Annotated in this window: 9 protein-coding genes; 4 read left to right on the plus strand and 5 right to left on the minus strand. The window is 48.7% G+C overall.

What is annotated here, in order from left to right; all coding sequences use genetic code 11:
- Positions 1-41 precede the first annotated feature (41 nt).
- Both rplL and BUE76_RS09920 read left to right on the plus strand, forming a co-directional pair.
- Positions 42-416: a 50S ribosomal protein L7/L12 gene (gene rplL / locus BUE76_RS09915; RefSeq protein WP_073042183.1), complete on the plus strand. Its 375-nt coding sequence runs from the start codon at positions 42-44 to the stop codon at positions 414-416.
- Positions 417-549: 133 nt separating this feature from the next.
- Entirely contained in the window at positions 550-2,586 is a 2,037-nt protein-coding gene (locus BUE76_RS09920; protein WP_073042181.1) for a M13 family metallopeptidase, read from the plus strand.
- A 1,012-nt stretch (positions 2,587-3,598) separates the two neighbouring features.
- On the opposite strand, the gene BUE76_RS09925 is transcribed toward BUE76_RS09920, so the two are convergent.
- Positions 3,599-4,531, minus strand: coding sequence for a ComEA family DNA-binding protein (locus BUE76_RS09925; RefSeq protein WP_073042179.1), 933 nt, complete (start codon positions 4,529-4,531; stop codon positions 3,599-3,601).
- Between the two features lie 382 nt (positions 4,532-4,913).
- On the opposite strand from BUE76_RS09925, the gene rpoB reads away from it, so the two are divergent.
- Positions 4,914-8,717, plus strand: coding sequence for a DNA-directed RNA polymerase subunit beta (gene rpoB / locus BUE76_RS09930; protein ID WP_073042177.1), 3,804 nt, complete (start codon positions 4,914-4,916; stop codon positions 8,715-8,717).
- 282 nt (positions 8,718-8,999) lie between these two features.
- On the opposite strand, the gene BUE76_RS09935 is transcribed toward rpoB, so the two are convergent.
- Positions 9,000-10,271, minus strand: a complete 1,272-nt coding sequence (locus BUE76_RS09935; RefSeq protein WP_073042176.1) for a cation:proton antiporter — start codon at positions 10,269-10,271, stop codon at positions 9,000-9,002.
- A gap of 202 nt (positions 10,272-10,473) precedes the next feature.
- On the opposite strand from BUE76_RS09935, the gene BUE76_RS09940 reads away from it, so the two are divergent.
- The gene (locus BUE76_RS09940; protein ID WP_073042174.1) at positions 10,474-10,881 is read left to right on the plus strand and encodes a Dabb family protein; all 408 of its coding nucleotides are present in this window, start codon (positions 10,474-10,476) and stop codon (positions 10,879-10,881) included.
- A gap of 77 nt (positions 10,882-10,958) precedes the next feature.
- On the opposite strand, the gene thrC is transcribed toward BUE76_RS09940, so the two are convergent.
- The 3 genes from thrC to thrA all read right to left on the minus strand — a co-directional run bounded on the left by thrC (position 10,959) and on the right by thrA (position 15,854).
- The gene (gene thrC, locus BUE76_RS09945; protein WP_073042172.1) at positions 10,959-12,254 is read right to left on the minus strand and encodes a threonine synthase; all 1,296 of its coding nucleotides are present in this window, start codon (positions 12,252-12,254) and stop codon (positions 10,959-10,961) included.
- A gap of 136 nt (positions 12,255-12,390) precedes the next feature.
- Entirely contained in the window at positions 12,391-13,311 is a 921-nt protein-coding gene (locus BUE76_RS09950) for a homoserine kinase (RefSeq protein ID WP_073042170.1), read from the minus strand.
- 98 nt (positions 13,312-13,409) lie between these two features.
- Positions 13,410-15,854, minus strand: a complete 2,445-nt coding sequence (thrA, locus tag BUE76_RS09955; RefSeq protein ID WP_073042169.1) for a bifunctional aspartate kinase/homoserine dehydrogenase I — start codon at positions 15,852-15,854, stop codon at positions 13,410-13,412.
- Between the last annotated feature and the right edge of the window lie 205 nt (positions 15,855-16,059).

Raw genomic sequence — 16,059 nt, forward strand, 5'->3', positions numbered from 1 at the left:
TCCCTTGTAAGGGGCGTGAAGTCGGGAAAAATTTTCAAAAAATGGCAGACGTAAAAGCACTTGCTGAACAACTGGTAGGCCTGACTGTAAAAGAAGTACAGGAACTGGCTGATGTACTGAAATCTGAATACGGCATCGAGCCTGCTGCTGCAGCTGTAGTAGTAGCCGCTGACGGTGGTGGTGGCGCAGCCGCTGCTGAAGAGAAAACTTCATTCGACGTAATCCTGAAAGCTGCAGGTGCTTCGAAACTGAACGTAGTAAAAATCGTTAAAGACCTGACCGGTCTGGGCCTGAAAGAAGCCAAAGACCTGGTTGACGGCGCTCCCAAGCCCGTTAAAGAAGGTGTTGACAAAGCTACCGCTGAAGACATCGCTGCTAAGCTGAAAGAAGCTGGCGCTGACGTTGAGATCGCTTAATTCGATTTCAATCAATATTGAAAAGGGCTTTCCGCAGGGAAGGCCCTTTTTGTTTTGCCTGCCTGCCATTTTACACCAGCGGTGTTTTCATGTCCCTGTTCTTGCCTATTTTCCACTACCTAAACATGTACGAATGAAGACCAGACCTTCGGTGGTTATTGCCGCCTCATTGCTTTTGTTTGCTGCCTGCAAGAACAAGAATGCCGGACAGGGCACAGCCCGTCAGCCGGCTTTTGATGTTTCCGGTATCGACGCTACGGTTAAACCCGGTGATAACTTCTTTTTATACGCCAACGGCAAATGGATGAAGGCCGCAAAGATACCTGATGACCAAAGCGGCTGGGGAAGTTTTTATACGCTGTACCAGGACAACCTGAAGCAACTGCATACCCTTTTGGAAGAAGCAGGCGCCAGCGGTGCTGAAAAGGGCACTACAGAGCAGAAGGTAGGTGATTACTACGCCAGCGGCATGGATACGCTTGCCATCGAAAAAGCAGGCCTGAAACCTATCCAGCCGCTACTGGCTAAAGTGGATGCCGTTTCAGATTACAAGCAGTTCATGAACCTGGTGCATGAAGGTTATACTACCGGTAATGGCGACCTGATGGGCTTCTATGTTTTTGCCGATGAAAAGAACAGCCGGATGAATATTCCGGTGTTTACCCAAACAGGCCTGAGCCTGCCGGAAAAAGATTATTACACCAAAGGCGACAGCGCCTCTGTAGCAGCCCGTAATGCGATGATCCGGTATGCATCCAAGTTGTTTGTACTTGCAGGGCAGGATACGGCTACAGCCGCAAAAAACGCACAGGCTGTTCTGGCATTGGAAACGGAAATTGCCAAATCGCACCGCAGCCCGGTAGAACTCCGCAACCCCCAGTTGAACTATAATAAAATGGCTGTTTCCGATTTGCACAAACAACAACCCAATATCAACTGGACTGGTTTCTTTAATACCATTGGGGCAAAGCCCGATAGCGTGAATGTAGGGCAGCCTGATTATTTCGCTGCTCTTAACAACATGCTTCCGGGAAAACCCATTGAGCTATGGAAAACAAAGCTGAAATACGATTACCTGCGCAATAGTGCCGGTTTGTTGCCCAAGTCTTTCCGGGATGCCAGCTTTGCCTTTAAACAAACTTTCAGCGGCCAGAAAGTGCAGGAAGACCGTTGGAAAACCATCGTGAATGCCGCCGACCAGGAAATGGGCGAGTTGTTGGGTCAACTGTATGTAAAAAAGCACTTTACCGAAGATGCCAAGAAGCGGATGGATGAACTGGTAAGCAACCTGCAAAAAGCATTTGCCGCCCGTATCCAGAAACTGGATTGGATGAGTGATAGCACCAAGCAAAGGGCAAATGCTAAGCTCAATACCTTCCTGAAAAAAATTGGTTACCCCGAGAAGTGGAAGAACTATGACGATGTAACCATTGATCGCAATAGTTTTTACGCCAATGGAAAAGCATTGGCTGTTCATGGGCAAAAAGAAATGATCGGCAAGATCGGAAAGCCGGTGGACCGCAGCGAGTGGATGATGAGCCCGCCTACGGTAAATGCATATTACAACCCTACCAACAACGAGATCGTATTTCCGGCAGGTATCCTGCAATATCCATTCTTCAACCCCAATGCAGATGATGCTATCAACTACGGAGGTATCGGAATGGTAATCGGTCACGAGATGACGCATGGTTTCGATGACCAGGGCAGCCAGTACGATGCAGCAGGTAATTTGCAGAACTGGTGGACCAAGGAAGACAATGAGCGGTTCAAGGCCAAAACAGCAGCCGTGGTAAAGCAGTATAATGGGTATACCGTGTTCGACTCCCTTCATGTAAAAGGCGAGCTTACCCTTGGTGAAAACATTGCTGATATCGGCGGACTTGCCATTGCCTGGGATGCATTCCAAATGACCGATCAGGCAAAGAGCAAGGATAAGATTGATGGCTTTACTCCTGACCAGCGGTTCTTCCTTGGCTTTGCGCAGGTATGGCGCCTGATCAATCGGGATGAAACCATGCGTATGCGCCTCAACGTTGACCCGCATTCCCCAGAGATGTTCCGGGTAAATGGCCCACTTGCCAACTTCGATCCTTTTTATACAGCCTTCAATGTAACAGAAGGAGACAAGCTTTATATCAAACCCGACCAAAGGGCAAGGATCTGGTAAGCCACCAGATTGATATTTCGGTTATAGGCCCGCGTTATTGCGGGCCTTTTTAAATGGTAAAAGCGTGCAGCATAGCCACCTTTTATTTTTAAACAAGTTGCCTGGGTTAAGTGCAACAGGATATTGGAATGCACAGTTTTTACAATAGGTATGGTATTTTTTAGGGTTGCTTTTAGCTGTAGATGATATTTAGTTGCAGGAAGCTTATCTAAAATAAAAAGTGTCTACAGTGGTGATTCAAGAATTGCTATGCTCCAATACAATTACATCTGTTTTATTTGAATGCAAAATTCAGTAAGCGATGCCAGCCTGCCGAAATGAAAATTAAGGTGTTTGCAATTACTTAAGCCAAACAGTACTGCCTTTAAGTTATTACGCTTTTATAATAAATTTTAAAAGCGCTGCTCCATTTTAAGTTCAATCATAGGCGATTTGATGGTTTTTTGCTAGGTCTTATTTGTCTGCAAAATGAAACAATAGTAAAGCCATTTAAATCACGGCCTTTCCAACTCCAGGATGATAAAGCAAAAACTGGGGGAACGAAAACTTAAGTGATTAAAAGAGTTGAAGGTTTGCAACGTTGACTTACATGAATTCTAATAACAGGTATGACGGCTCTTATCTTTAATTTATTAATACCTGTGGAACATTTTGAAGTATGCTATTAATTGAGCGTGCTTGCAGAATGTGTATAATAGCAATTTCTTTCTTATCAGGTATGGGCTAGTTAATTGCAAGGGAGAAAATTTAGTTCATGCTAATTATTGGTTTAGGGCAATAAACATTTTGTTTTCCAATCGTTTGTTGCTTTTTATAACTGGTTTAAAAACCAAGTAGGCAGGTCTGGAATTATGGGTATTTGTAGTAAAAAGTAAGGTGTTTCAGGCTTTACCTAAAGCTGTTGCATTTTGCTCAACCTGCAAATTAGTTATAGCGCATACTTACTGTTTTAAATCAATCGTTTATCCTTCGACGTTAGTTTGAAAAATTAAGTCTTGTTACCAACTGTCACTTAGTCGAACTGCAAATATGGCAGTAGCTGTTCTAAGGCCTTTTCATCAAGGAGCATGAGCTGCTCCAGGTCTTTCTTACTCTTAATGGGGCCATGTTGCTGGCGATAGGCAACGATGCTTTTTGCAACCTCCCATTTTATATAAGGGTGCGCGCTCAATTCTTCTTTTGATGCAGTATTAATTTTTATTTTAGAAAGTTGCGGGTCTGTTAGTTTCAATTTTGGTTTAATCTTCTGAAAGATTGAATCCTGGAGTCCATAGGTGGTACCAACCTGCTCGATGGATACAAAGCCGCCCAGTTTAGCCCGGAAGTTCACAATCCGGCTGGCCATTTTTGATCCTATGCCCGGCAGGGCGATCCATTCACTGGTGTCGGCAGTGTTTATATCGATTGTTTTTGATGGGTACGTTTTTAGTTCATTATTGATTTCCCTTTTGGCAAATTCCGGCTGATCAGATGCATTTGTTTGAATTTTTATGTAAGGCGCCACTCTTTGATAAAAATTTTTAGGCAGGCCCCAGATTTTTTGCAGGTCCTCCTTCCTGTAAAATCTGCCGCCCTTATTCCGGTAATTGATGATGGTGCGGGCAGTACGTTCCCGCAGACCAAGACGCTTCCATCCTGCTTCATCCAAACTGTTTGGATCAAAGGGGAACAAGGAGCCTGCGTTTGGTTCAGGAGCCAAGGGAACAGTTGCATCACCGAAACCACTTTCCGGGGCTGCACTTTGGTAACCGGCAACCCTGGATGAGTCGGTTTTGTCGAGCCAGCTTTTCAGGGAATCATCCAGGATTATAGGCGGTGCGACTTTTTCCGGCACCAGGTAGGGAAGTATATATATTATTAAGATGAGGAGCACGAGGGTAAACGCCCCGATGCGGTCTTTCCGGCTAAAGGTGAGGTAGCCTGAAATAAAAGCCTTCCAATTCATAGTGCAGATTTAAGGATCGCAGATGATGGGGTGTAGGCGGGTGGCTTGGTAGGGACAGATTGTTATAACGAAGCAGTGCAAGTGGGATGATCAATAATTTTACAAGAATGCTTTTTATATCCTAGACTATTTATCATCCACAATCCTTAATTTACTGTAAATTTTTCTCCGGCACCATCTTTGTTGCCCCGAAACTCTTGTTGGTGTGGCTTATTTCCTTACTTTTGCCCTCCTAGTTTTGGCCAAAAACAATTTTGACGGTACATATTTTACGCTAAAGTGTTGACTTTCACCAGCTTTTGTACAGTGCTACAGGAGCAGGGGAGAGTTATCTGCGTATTGGAACGTACTTGTCTAAAACTTTAAACCGGTATTATTTTATATGCCTGCAACAACAACGAATCAGCGGATCAACTTCGGTAAGATCGGCAAAATTGCCGACACGCCTGATCTGCTCGCCGTTCAGATCCAGTCGTTTAAAGAGTTCTTCCAGTTAGAGACAACTCCCGACAAGCGCAACAACGAAGGTCTGTTCCGTGTGTTCAAGGAAAATTTCCCGATCACGGACACTCGTAACATCTTCGTACTGGAGTTCCTCGACTATTTTATTGATCCGCCCCGTTACACCATTGAAGAGTGTATGGAGCGTGGTCTGACCTACGCTGTGCCCCTGAAAGCAAAACTGCGCCTGAGCTGTAATGACGAGGAGCACATCGACTTCCAAACCATTGTTCAGGACGTGTTCCTGGGCAATATCCCCTACATGACTCCCCGTGGTACCTTCGTGATCAATGGTGCGGAGCGTGTGGTGGTTTCCCAGCTTCACCGTTCCCCGGGTGTGTTCTTTGGCCAGTCTGTACACCCCAACGGTACGAAGATCTATTCTGCCCGTGTGATTCCTTTCAAAGGCGCATGGATGGAATTCGCTACCGACATCAACAACGTAATGTATGCGTACATCGACCGTAAGAAGAAATTCCCGGTTACTACGCTGCTGCGTTCCATTGGTTTCGAAACCGATAAAGATATCCTCGAACTCTTCGGCATGGCCGACGAGGTGAAAGGAGAGAAGAAGGCCCTGCAGGAGCATGTAGGCAAGCGCCTCGCTGCCCGTGTACTCCGCAGCTGGGTTGAAGACTTCGTAGATGAGGACACCGGTGAGGTGGTATCGATTGAGCGTAACGAAGTGGTACTGGAGCGTGACTCCATCCTCGACGAAGAAGCCATCGATATGATCTCCGACATGGACGTTAAGTCGGTGTTCCTGCAGCGCGAAGACGTAGGTGGTGACTATGCCATCATCTACAATACCCTGAACAAGGATACTTCCAACTCCGAGCTGGAAGCCGTACAGGTGATCTACCGCCAGCTGCGCGGTGCCGATGCGCCTGATAACGAAACAGCCCGTGGTATCATCGACAAGCTGTTCTTCTCCGACAAGCGTTACGACCTCGGCGAAGTTGGTCGCTACAAGATTAACCGCAAGCTGAACCTGAACGCCAAGCTGGAGCAGAAGACCCTGACGAAGGAAGACATTATCGAGATCATCAAGTACCTCGTACGCCTCACCAACGGTAAGGCCGAGATCGATGACATTGATCACCTGTCCAACCGCCGGGTACGTACCGTAGGTGAGCAGTTGTATGCGCAGTTCGGTGTAGGTCTGGCCCGTATGGCCCGTACCATCCGTGAGCGTATGAACGTGCGTGACAACGAGGTATTTACCCCCGTTGACCTGATCAATGCCCGTACGCTGTCTTCGGTGATCAATTCCTTCTTTGGTACCAGCCAGTTGTCGCAGTTCCTCGACCAAACCAACCCCCTGAGTGAGATCACGCACAAGCGTCGTATCTCCGCACTCGGGCCTGGTGGTTTGAGCCGCGAACGTGCCGGCTTCGAGGTGCGTGACGTACACTACAGCCATTACGGTCGCCTGTGTACCATCGAAACTCCAGAAGGTCCCAACATCGGTCTGATCTCTACCCTCTGTGTTCACGCCGCCATCAACGAGATGGGCTTTATTGAAACGCCTTACCGTAAAGTAAAAGACGGTCGCGTAGATATGAAGGAACTCACCTTCCTGTCGGCAGAAGAAGAAGACAACGCCAAGATCGCCCAGGCCAACGTGCCTTTGAACGAGAAAGGCGAGTTCGTAGAAGATCGCATCGTTAGCCGTGAAACCGGTGACTTCCCGATCCTGGACAAAGGTGAGGTAGAATATATGGACGTTGCCCCCAACCAGATCGTAGGTCTGTCGGCATCGCTGATTCCGTTCCTGGAGCACGATGACGCCAACCGCGCACTGATGGGATCGAACATGCAACGTCAGGCGGTACCCCTGCTGCGTCCCGACGTACCCATCGTTGGTACCGGTCTGGAAGGCAAGGCTGCCCGCGATGCCCGTATCCAGATCCACTCTGAAGGTGAGGGTGTGGTGGAGTTTGTGGATGCCAACGAAATTCATGTTCGTTACAACCGCAACTCCGACCAGCGCCTGGTATCATTCGAGGAAGATCTGAAGATCTACCGTTTGACCAAGTTTATCAAAACCAACCAGGAAACTTCCATCAACCTGAAGCCCGCCGTGAAGAAAGGCCAGAAGGTGGTAGAAGGCGACTTCCTTACCGAAGGTTACGCAACCAAGGATGGTGAACTGGCACTGGGTAAAAACCTGAAAGTGGCCTTCATGCCTTGGAAAGGTTACAACTTCGAGGATGCCATCGTAATCTCCGAGCGTGTAGTTAAAGAAGACATGTTCACTTCGGTGCACATTTCCGAATACGAACTGGAAGTACGCGACACCAAGCTGGGTGAAGAAGAACTGACCCCTGATATTCCCAACGTATCGGAAGATGCGACCAAAGACCTGGACGAGAACGGTATCATCCGGATTGGTGCCCAGATCAAGGAAGGCGATATCATGATCGGTAAGATCACCCCCAAAGGTGAATCTGATCCTACGCCTGAAGAGAAGTTGCTCCGCGCCATCTTCGGCGACAAAGCCGGTGATGCCAAAGACGCTTCGCTGAAAGCACCCAACGGTGTGGAAGGTGTGGTGATCAACAAGAAGCTGTTCCAGCGTGCAAAAAAAGATAAGAACGCCAAAGTGCGTGAGAAAGCGGCCATCGAAAAGCTGGAGCGCATCCACGAGAAAAACGTTCAGGACCTCATGGACGTGCTGCTCGACAAACTGCTGACCCTGTTGAAAGACAAGGCTAGCCAGGGCGTAAGCAACAACTTCGGTGAAGTGCTGATTGGCAAAGGCGCCAAGTTTACCCAAAAGAACCTGGCCCAGATCGATTACCAGAATGTGAACCCCCTGGGTTGGAGCGGTGATGCCAAGGTTGACGAGCAGATCAACATCCTGCTGCACAACTACAACATCAAGTACAACGAAGAGCTGGGTCGTTACAAGCGTGAGAAGTTCAACATCTCCATTGGTGACGAACTGCCTGCAGGTGTACTGAAACTGGCTAAAGTATACATCGCCGTTAAGCGTAAGCTGAAGGTGGGTGATAAGATGGCCGGTCGCCACGGTAACAAAGGTATCGTAGCCAAAATTGTACGTGCCGAAGACATGCCGTTCCTGGAGAATGGTGAGCCCGTGGACATTGTACTGAACCCGCTGGGTGTACCTTCCCGTATGAACCTCGGACAGATATATGAGACTGTGCTGGGTTGGGCAGGTATGAACCTGGGTACCAAGTTTGCCACGCCGATCTTCGACGGTGCTTCTACCGAAGACATCGCCCAGTTCTGCGAGCAGGCCGGTATCCCGATGTTCGGTCACACTTATCTCTATGATGGTGAAACCGGTGAGCGCTTCCACCAGAAGGCTACCGTTGGTGTGATCTACATGATCAAACTGCACCACATGGTGGATGACAAGATGCACGCCCGTTCGATCGGACCATACTCGCTCATCACGCAACAGCCCCTGGGTGGTAAAGCCCAGTTCGGTGGTCAGCGTTTCGGTGAGATGGAGGTGTGGGCACTCGAGGCCTACGGTGCATCCAACATCCTGCAGGAACTGCTTACCATTAAGTCGGATGACATCATCGGTCGCGCTAAGACTTATGAGGCCATCGTTAAAGGAGAGAACGTTCCCCGTGCCGGTCTGCCCGAGTCGTTCAACGTACTCGTGCACGAACTGCGCGGTCTGGGTCTGGACCTCAAGTTTGAATAAGCAAACTTTTATACATGCAAAGAGCCGTTCCGAAAGGAGCGGCTTTTTTGTTTTGTTTCTCGCAAAGGTGCTAAGGTGCAAAGGATTTCTCGCAACGACGCAAAGGGGCAACGACGGATGTTGATTACGATTGCCGACTAACAGGTATTTGTCTTGCCGACGTATGTTGGCATCTCCTGCAATAATTAACCATGTTAGATATAGAGGGTGGTAAAATCAATGCGGCTTTTAATTAAGCTGAATACTATTTCACCATCTGGAAAACAGAGTAATCAGAGGTTGCTATTCTTTCTTCCCTGGCTGGTTTTGCCCTTTGGACTTAGGCTTCCGGGTAAATTGGGCTTCCACCTTTTGCATTACCGGCGTTGCAGTAAAGCCATGCACCAGGATGGATAATAAAACCACAAAGGCCCCAATGGACCATAGTTCCTTTTGCCCGGTAAAATGCACCTCATTAAGTGCAAAGGCCAGGTAGAAAAAGGAGCCGATGCCTTTGATGCCAAAAAAAGAAATGGCCATTTTTTCTTTTCGGTGTGGTTTGGTACCAATCAACCCGATTAGGCCGGTGAGCGGGCGGATAAGCAACACAAAGGCAAACCCAAACAAGGCCATTTGCCAGCTCAGGTTATTAAGAATGCCCATTACAAGGCTGCCGCCAAAAAGAATCAGCACGATGGCCACAAGTGCCCGTTCCACCTGGTCGCTGAATTCGTGGAGCTTGGTGTGGTACTGGTGGTGCATCTCTGAATTGCGCAGGGTGATGGCTGCAACAAAAACGGCCATAAAGCCATAACCATGTATCATCTCTGTTAAGCCATACACTAGCAAAGTGGCCGATGTGGCCACAAAGCCATCCTGCATATCCAGTATGCCTTTTTTCTCCGAGAAGTTGAACAGCAGGTAGGCAAGTAGTTTGCCCAACAAAAATCCCAACCCTACCCCGGCAGCAATGCGGTACAAAAGGTCGTAACCTATCCAGTGGCTCCAAAGACTTCCTTCTGTTTGGGTAGAAGCTAAGGCAATTGCAAGCCAGGTAAAAGGGAAGGCGGTACCATCGTTCATGCCTGCTTCAGCCGTGAGGGAAAATTTTACATTATCCTGGGTGCCTTCCAGCGGAGGACCTACCTGTACATCGGAGGCCAGTACAGGATCGGTGGGCGCCAATGCCGCTCCCAGCAGGAGAGCCGATGGCGGATCGAGGCCAAGCAGGTATATCCCGATTGCCATCACACCAAAAATGGATAGCAGCATGGTAATACTCACCAGCCGGAAGGGCACAGCCCAACGTTTAAAGGAAAAAGGCGTATCGATCTTTAAGCCGGTTCCCATCAGCGAAATGATCACAACCAATTCTGTTAGGTGTACGGTCAGTTCGCTTTCGGATAAGGGGTCGGGGAGGGGCAGCAGCCAGCCAAAGGCCAGGTAGATGATCATGCCCAGGAGCACATACAGGATGGCGTAGGAAATGCGGGTGCGTTTGGAAAGTGCAGGCATCCAGGCCATGCCTAATGCCGCAAAACCAATAAGGGTGATGATGATGATATAACTGCTCATACGAACGGTGCTGCCCCATTGATACAACAATGGTGCCTTCTAAAATCCTTATTCCCGCATCTATCCTTCGCATGATTTATGTACCGGTGCTATAGTTTACTGCTTAACAGAAGTACTGGGAAACCAACGCCGACTCATCTTAGTCGCAATGGATGGGCAAACGGCATAATGCCTTATTTTTAAGGCAAAACTCCCCTCACCAATGCAACAAAACCGACGAAAGTTTTTGTCCAATGCAGCCTTAACCGTTGCCGCCGCAGGTGCAGCATCGCTGCCCGTACAAGCTGCACAAACTCCCGCCAAAGCTGGCTTTATTCACCATGTATATTTTTGGCTGAAGAACCCGGAAAGCAAAGAAGATAAGGCCAAATTGCTGGAAGGCCTGCGCACCTTGTCGAAAGTAAAGACCATTCAAAATTTCTATATCGGCCAGCCGGCTGACACCAACCGCGATGTGATCGATCGTTCCTATGCGGTATCCTGGTTGTTGTTTTTTGCCAACAAAGCCGACCAGGACAGCTACCAGGTTGATCCTGTTCACCTGGATTTTGTAAAAAACTATAGCCACCTGTGGCAAAGAGTAGTGGTATATGATTCGGTAGATGTATAAATAAAAAAACCTTGAAGGTTTAGGAATCCTTCAAGGTTGGAGCAACAGATCTTCCATCTCTTTAAGAGATGGAAGATCTATGACAACAAATATTCTTTAAGTGCCGCAAAAGTAGGCGCCACCTTAATGCTTTTCTTTTCCAGCCCCAGCAAACCCTGCACACTTTCAGGGTACTTAATTTTTTGCCCCGTTACTTCTTCCACTGCATCCGGAAACTTCACCGGGTGGGCAGTTTCCAACAGGTAACCTTTCTGTCCCTGGTTCTGTGCCAGGTATTGCTCCAGAGCCAGGAAGCCTACAGCACCATGCGGATCGAGCAGGTATTGGTGCTCGCGGTATACGCTTGCCAAAGTTTCCTTTGTTTGTGCATCGGTAATACTAGCTGCATGCAGCTTGCCTTTAAGGCTTGCAAATTCCTGTTTGAATATTTCCAGTATGCGTACAAAATTGGAAGGGTTGCCCACATCCATTGCATTGGACAAAGTAGCTACAGCTTCCCTTGCTGCATAGGTGCCACTTTGCAGGTACTGGGGAACAATATCATTGGCATTGGTGGCAGCAATGAAATGTTGCACCGGCAAACCAGATTGATAAGCCAGGATACCTGCACAGATATTTCCGAAGTTGCCGCTGGGCACGCAAATCACCGGCGGGTTGTCTTTATCCTGCCACTGTTGCCAGGCATAGAAATAGTAAAACTGTTGTGGCAGCCAGCGGGCCACGTTGATGGAATTGGCCGAGGTAAGGAATAATGCCTTTTGCAGGTCGGCATCGGCAAATGCCTGCTTTACCATGGCCTGGCAATCATCAAAGCGGCCGTCCACTTCAAGGGCGGTAACGTTTTTACCCAGTGTAGTCAGTTGCAGTTCCTGTATCGGGCTTACTTTTCCCGAAGGATAAAGAATCACAACATCCACACCATCTACGCCATAAAAGCCATTAGCCACTGCACCACCGGTATCACCCGAAGTGGCTACCAGTACCGTTACTTTCTGATTGTTGCCCTGTACAAAATAACCCAGGCAACGGCTCATGAAGCGTGCGCCTACATCTTTGAAGGCAAGGGTGGGGCCGTGAAACAATTCCAGCGAACTGATTTGCTCATTGATGTTTACCAAAGGAAAATCAAAAGCCACGGTTTCCGAAGCGATACGTTGCAGTTCATTGCGTGGAATAGTGTTACCAACATAAGGAGCAATTACTTCCAAGGCAATTTCTTCCTTGGAGTAGTAGTTGATCTCGTTGATAAAATCATTGCGCAAAAATGGAATGTGTTCCGGGAAATACAAACCCTTGTCAGGCGCCTGTCCATTGATGGTGGCGGTGCGGAAATCAACAGCTGGCGCTTGTTTATTGAGACTATAGAATTGCATTGTGTTCAAATTAAAGTGAGTTGCGGGGTAAGCATTATTGATTAATAATTACTGATTATTGGTTGACGAGCGAGCCGCAATAATTAGCGTACAGCAGCCAATAATCAATAATCCAATAATCAATAATTTAGATTTATTATACCAATACCCGCACACCCTGCTGGTTTACTTTGGTTACATAAACATGGTGGTCAAGACCTACACCGTTATAAACATCGTGCATGATGGCTTCAACAGCATGGGCGGTTTCTTCGTCTTTGCTCAACATAAAGATGGAGGGACCAGATCCTGATATACCACCACCCAGGGCGCCGGCTGCCACCGACCTTTGTTTTACATCAGCAAAGCCGGGAATCAGGATACTGCGTACGGGTTCAATGATCACATCTTCCAGTGAGCGGCCAATGAGGTCATAGTCGTTTTTCATAAAGCCGGCAACCAGTCCTGCTATGTTGCCCCATTGTTTAATGGCATCTTTCAGCAATACTTCCTTGCGCAAAATCTGGCGGGCGTCGGAGGTCTTTACTTCAATTTGGGGATGCACCACCGTTACAAACAATTCAGGCGCAGGAATTGCCACAATATCCAAGGGAAAAATGGAACGGATCAGGGTAATGCCACCGTATATGCCAGGTGCGATATTATCAGCATGTTTTACACCGGATGCTACTTTCTCGCCAAACAGCGCAAAGCGCACCAGGTCTTCCTTGGTAAAACGGTTGTTGAGCAACACATTGGCGCCCACCACCGCACCTGCGGCACTTGCCGCACTGGAGCCAATACCACTACCCGGCTTGATGGCTTTATGGATGATCACTTCAAAGCCGATGTTTTCCTCAATCTCCTTCAGCATCTCCACCAGGGGCGCACCCGCAGTGTTGAGTGCCGGATCTGTGGGCAGGGGATAACCATCAGCGCTTTCGATGATCACTTTCTTTTCATCCAGCAGCCTGATTACCATGGTATCGTAAGGTGCATCGAGGCAAAGCCCCAACACATCAAATCCACAAACGAGGTTGGCCACGGTGCCGGGAGCCTGTACTGTTACTGAGTTCATTTATAAAGCCTTTAGCCTTTGGCTGTTAGCCATTGGCTGGTGGAAATACATACTTATGGTCAAAAGCTAATAGTCAACAGCTAAAAGCCAATAGCGTTCTATATCCTCGCTGCCCTGATAATATCCGCAAACACACCCGATGCCGTTACTTCCGCACCGGCGCCGGCACCTTTTACCACCATGGGCTGGTCGGTGTAGCGGTTGGTGTAGAAGAGCACGATATTGTCTTTGCCATACAGGTGGAAGAAGTCGTGGGCAGGATCGATGTGCTGCAGGCCGACCTTGGCTTTGCCGCCTTGGTAGTGGGCAACAAACTTGAGTTTTTTGCCTTCTTTGCTGGCGGCCTCGTACAATGCTTTGAAATGAGGCTCCTGCCGTTCCATTTCTGCGTAGAAGTCTTCCACGCTGCCCTGCATACAGCTTTCGGGCATGAAGCTTACATTGGTGATGTCTTCCATTTCCAGCTGCTCACCGGCTTCGCGTGCCAGGATCATGATCTTACGGGCAACATCGGTGCCACTCAGATCGAGGCGCGGGTCGGGTTCGGTATAACCTTCGTTTTGTGCATCCCGTACCACCTGTGCAAAAGAGCGGGTTGCATCGTAGTTGTTGAACACAAAGTTTAAAGTGCCACTTAATACAGCCTGCATCTTTTGTACCTCGTCGCCACTGCGCAGCAGGTCGTTGATGGTACCGATGATGGGCAGGCTGGCGCCCACATTGGTTTCAAAATGGAAGGCCGCATTGTATTCCCTTGACAGGTCCTTCAGCTTGCGGTAGCGAACATAAGGTGAGGAACATGCGATTTTATTGCAGGCCACAACCGATATGCTGCGTTCCAACAGCTGGTCGTACACGCCGGCCACATCAGCGTTTGCGGTAACATCCACAAATACAGAATTGCGTAAGTTCTTTTGGCGGATGATATCCACATAACCTTGCAGCGACATCGGTTCGCCATTGCCAAGCTGTTCCTGCCAGTTGCCCAGTTCAAGGCCATTATCGTTAAACACCATCTTACGACTGTTGGCAAGACCAACAACACGTACCTGCAGGCGCAGGTGTTGTTGCAGGTAGCCGGCTTGCTGTTGTATTTGCGCCAGCAGTTTGCCCCCAACGTTTCCGGTACCAATGATGTATACGTTCAGTTGTTTATAGGTTGTTTCAAAAAAAGCTTCGTGTAAAACGTTCACCGCTTTTTTTACATCTGAAGAAGCAATCACAGCGGAGATATTCCGTTCCGAAGACCCCTGTGCGATGGCCCTGATGTTGACCCCGTTGCGACCCATGGCGCCAAACATCTTGCCGCTGGTGCCGGCGTGGCTCTTCATATTATCGCCAACAAGGGCAATGATGGAAAGTCCATTTTCAACCACCAAGGGGTTTACTTTGCCCATTTCAATTTCATAGCTAAAGGCATTGTCCACAGCTGCTTTGGCACGGCTTGCCAGCAACTCGTCTACACCCACGCAAATGGAATGTTCGGAAGAGGCTTGTGTGATCAGGATTACGTTGATGCTGTTGGCGGCAAGGGCTTCAAAGAGGCGCTTGCTGAAGCCTGGAATGCCTACCATGCTGCTGCCTTCAAGGGAAAGCAGGGCAATTTTATTGATGCTGGAAATACCGCGGATGGTATTGCCATTCTGTTCTGCTTCGGCTTTTATTACCGTGCCGTAGTCCTGGGGAGCAAAAGTGTTTTTTACCCAAACCGGTATGTTCTTTTGCAGCAGCGGCTGGATGGTTGGCGGATAGATCACTTTGGCGCCGAAATGCGATAGTTCCATCGCCTCCTGGTAAGATATCTGTGCAATGGGCTTTGCATTGCTCACCAGGCGCGGGTCGGCGGTCATCATGCCGGACACATCGGTCCATATTTCTACTTCCTCGGCATCTACGGCAGCACCAAAGATGGCCGCGGTATAATCGGAGCCGCCCCGGCCCAGGGTGGTGGTTACGCCAGCCTCGTTGGCGGCAACAAAGCCGGGTGCCAACAGCACTTGTGCTTGGCTGTTAGATACAAGTTGTTTGATCTGTTCGTTTGTAGTCTTGAAGTCAACGACAGCGCGGGTAAACTGGCTGTCCGTCCGGATCACTTCCCTTGAGTCTACCCATTGGCAGGGCAGTTCGGTTGCAGCCCAAAAAGCAGCGATAATCTGGGAGGAGAGGAGCTCACCAAAAGAAAGGATCTTGTCTTTTGTGCGGTCGGAGAATTCGCCCAGCAGGAAGATGCCGTTGCAAAGGTCTTCCACTTCATGGCACTGTTGCATGATACGACTCAGCACGCCGCTCTGCGCAGTAAGGGGCAACAGTTCCCGGATGGTGTCAAGGTGCCGCTGGGTAAGCGCCTGGAGACTTTCTTTATAGGTGGCATCGCCTTGGGCAGCCAGTGTGCCGCAACGCAGCAAAGCATCGGTAACACCACCCAGCGCCGATACCACTACAATGGTTTTGCCGGTGGCAGCTTTAGCGCGAACAATTGCCGTTACCTTTTTGATATTTTCAGCATGTGCCACCGAAGTGCCACCAAATTTCAATACGAACATGGGATTGGTCTTTTTTGCAGAATGGGTACTGTACGGAAAAGCAGGAAACAATTCTTAGATATCAGCGCGGAGGCCCAGGAGGCAATATGACTATTCACAACCCTTTCGGGTTGTAATAATGGTAGTTGTGGTAATAGCGATAGTCATGGCGGTGTCGGCTGCCTGGGAGAATAGAATGATATGGTGCAGTGGATAGTTCACGCGG

Origin of the sequence: Cnuella takakiae, from assembly GCF_001953305.1 — a bacterium.
Taxonomy (GTDB): Bacteria; Bacteroidota; Bacteroidia; order Chitinophagales; family Chitinophagaceae; genus Flavisolibacter; species Flavisolibacter takakiae.